At 36.7% G+C, this 1,033-nt stretch carries 2 protein-coding genes; both read left to right on the forward strand.

Annotated features, from left to right (window positions below; all coding sequences use genetic code 11):
- Window positions 1-81: 81 nt before the first annotated feature.
- Window positions 82-318 (forward strand): hypothetical protein, encoded by a 237-nt coding sequence (locus tag HMPREF0650_RS10165; RefSeq protein WP_004350561.1) that lies wholly within the window; start codon window positions 82-84, stop codon window positions 316-318.
- A gap of 158 nt (window positions 319-476) precedes the next feature.
- Window positions 477-1,033: RHS repeat domain-containing protein (locus tag HMPREF0650_RS13770; RefSeq protein ID WP_004350562.1), on the forward strand; the 557-nt coding region annotated here is incomplete at its 3' end.

Below are 1,033 nucleotides of genomic sequence, written 5' to 3' on the forward strand. Positions count from 1 at the left end.
GCTCGGCTTGTTCAAGAACTTTTTGTTGCTCAGGTACTTAAAAAGTTTAATTTATAATAGTATATTGAAACCTGTATAGTTATGAACATTATAGAATTAAAGGCAAAATTAAACGAATTAGGGGTTGAGCCTAATGAATATTCACTTGAAGGCTCTGTTGCCAATTGGAATACTATTGTCCTATATAAAAATTATAACATATGGGAAGTTTTTTATATAGATGAACGAGGGAACAGAGATGACAAGCACACTTTTCAGAGTGAAAATGAAGCTTGTGAATACATTTATGAGGAATTTAAAAGGCTTGTAAGCAGCTAATAGTATATCAAGAATCTGAAATAATGAAGTTATGGGTAATGCTCCCAATCGGGATTTGTCAAAATAATCATCTGATTATCAAGAACAAATTTAAAGATTAGGTGTAAAGACAGGAATAAAATCCTTGTCTTTTCTCTGTTTCAAAATAAAATGTAACTTTGCCGAGCGTTCTTCGTGATTTTGTTTTAGCTCTTATAGCCAAACAGCAAGACGGTAAGCGTTATACCATCGTGCAGGATTATCTGGGTACACCTATTCAGGCTCTCGACAGCAAGGGTGAGGTGGTTTGGGACTGCATCCTTGACATCTATGGAGATGTACTGGAACTCAGAGGAAAACGAGACTTCATACCTTTCCGTTTCCAAGGACAATACGAAGACCAAAAAACAGGTCTTTATTATAATAGGTTCCGCTATTACTCCCCGCAAATGGGTATGTATATCTCCTCCGACCCTATCGGGCTTGCTGGAAACAATCCTACACTCTATGGATATGTTGAAGATGTCAATAGCTACTTGGACCTGTTCGGATTAGAAAAATGCGCTTTAAGTGCGAGTGATATGAAAAAAATGGGACCTGCTCCTAAAAATATGTATAATCCGCATAGACATCATATTGTAAGAGAACATGCTCCCTCTAATTGGTCTGCTGACGCAAGGAAATGGATAACTGACTCTCAAGATATAATAGCAGAAGTCGGAATAGATTTAAATTC

The organism is Hoylesella buccalis ATCC 35310 (genome assembly GCF_000177075.1).
Classification (GTDB): domain Bacteria; phylum Bacteroidota; class Bacteroidia; order Bacteroidales; family Bacteroidaceae; genus Prevotella; species Prevotella buccalis.